Source organism: Streptomyces sp. NPDC111802, from assembly GCF_055634335.1.
The window spans coordinates 1-1,809 of record NZ_JBVKCZ010000203.1 but is presented as its reverse complement, the minus strand read 5'-3'; the positions used below and the strand labels follow the sequence as shown (position 1 = coordinate 1,809).

2 protein-coding genes are annotated in these 1,809 nt (G+C 63.2%); both read left to right on the top strand.

Going from position 1 to position 1,809, the window contains the following annotated elements:
* On the top strand, nucleotides 1-228 hold a 228-nt coding region (locus ACZ7NC_RS45455; protein WP_471498327.1), incomplete at its 5' end, for a hypothetical protein.
* 441 nt (nucleotides 229-669) lie between these two features.
* Complete coding sequence (locus tag ACZ7NC_RS45450) at nucleotides 670-1,119, top strand: hypothetical protein (protein ID WP_471498325.1); 450 nt, start codon at nucleotides 670-672, stop codon at nucleotides 1,117-1,119.
* Nucleotides 1,120-1,809: the final 690 nt, after the last annotated feature.

Genomic DNA, 1,809 nt, shown 5'->3' with positions numbered 1-1,809 from the left:
CTATTTACCGCACGGCGCCCAACACCCCGCCCCCATTGGCGAGTTCACCTCGCATTCTTCGCACCGGTGCACGGCGGTGCCTGGTTCGCCATTCTCCCTCACCACGCCGAGCACGCCGATGCGGTGGCGGCCCGAAGGCAGGCCGAAAACCTCGCGGCGCAGATGCACACCACAACCTGGCAGCACGCGCTCGGGATATTCGCAACCCGCTCCGGGACGGTGACCTGACCACCACAACGGCTACAACGCCCGTAGACACGCAGCGAGTTCACCGCACCGCCGACGACGCCGTCAGCTCGGGCACCGGCTGGCACTGCCAGCAGCGAGGTGGTGATGCAGACACTTACGCCCTCGGCGTGTACGTCTTCTCGCGCGACGCCCGCCGGGTACGCAGCGGCACGCCCGCGATGTGAGCCCCCAACCAGGGCGAGGCACGAAGTAGCTGACGGCCTATCATGCCCGGTCGCTCTTGGATATTGATCAGAGCCGTACCCACAAGCCGCCGTCAATTGACCAGCGGTTTGAGTTCCGCAGCAGGTGCACCACACAGACTCCACTGCCCTAGATCCTCAAAAGCCAGCTCAGGCACTGCACTTGGCAACCACCACCCGTTCAGGAATGACAGGCCTGTGCTGATGCCTGGGGCTGTTGAGGCTCGTTACACAGGAAGTGAACGAACCCACGAACCTGTTCGACCGTCAGCTGACCCACTACCTCACCGTGGCCCACCATCACCTGTCCGAACAGGGGCTGTGCTACTTGGAGAGAAAAATCCGCCAGATCCACACTGAGCGCCCCGACTTGGGCCTGAATAAGGTCCTGGACATCACCATCGGCGTCCTGGAAGGCGAACTCGCGGACTGTCAGTTCTGCCTGGCCGACGCACGCGCCAAGTCCGCCCAGGCCCATCACGAGATTGCGGACCGGCAGCAGAACATTGAGGCGGTGGAACGGGTCCTGGCATGCATGCCGACCTGGACCCGCCTGCAGGAGCAGTACCCGGGCCGGGCCACAGTGGCACAGGTACTCCAGGACGCAGGGAAGACCTGGGCAGATCTGGGCCTGACCGAGACGGACGAGGCACTGCTGCGAAAGCTGACCGATGAGCCGCACCAGTAACGCCAGGCTGCAAGAACGAAAGAAAACACGACGCAACAAACGTAGAGCAGCCGTGCGGGCGTCTAGCGGGCGTGCCACCTCAATTCACCGCAGACACTCCGCCTCTGCTGCGCGTCAACTTTGCATCACTGCCTGAGGATACGGCGCAAAGAGGGTGCAACCTGCACTTCTGTGCCATGAGGGGGGATTGTGTCTGCCACTGCTTTTCCCTGCCTCTACCCTCAGCGTCCCAGATCTACCTAACGAAGGCATCGAATGACTTCAACGACCGGCACAGCTGTAGCTACTTGGCCCCGCAGAACGGGTCACTCGGGGTACAAGCTCACCACGCTGCGCCAACCCGAGACGGCACAGCATGCCCGGGACTTGGCGCAGGCTGCGCTGACTGACTGGGGGCTGGACAACGCAGCGGAGACCGCTGCGCTGGTGCTCTGCGAACTGGTTACGAACGCGGTCCAGCACGCGCGAGGCCCCTGGTCCGGATCACGGTCGACCGGTCGGCGGACGACCGTGTGCGGTTCGCCGTGACTGACCCCTCGGGCCACCCGACATTTCGCACGATGCTGAAACCCTGGACTAATCGACTGATGGAGGATCCGAACCCGCGTCAGGCTGAATTGCTACGCCTGGGGCTGCTGTGCAGGAACGGACTGCAGGTTTTCAGGGTTCTCTGAACAGGACTTGTTTCGA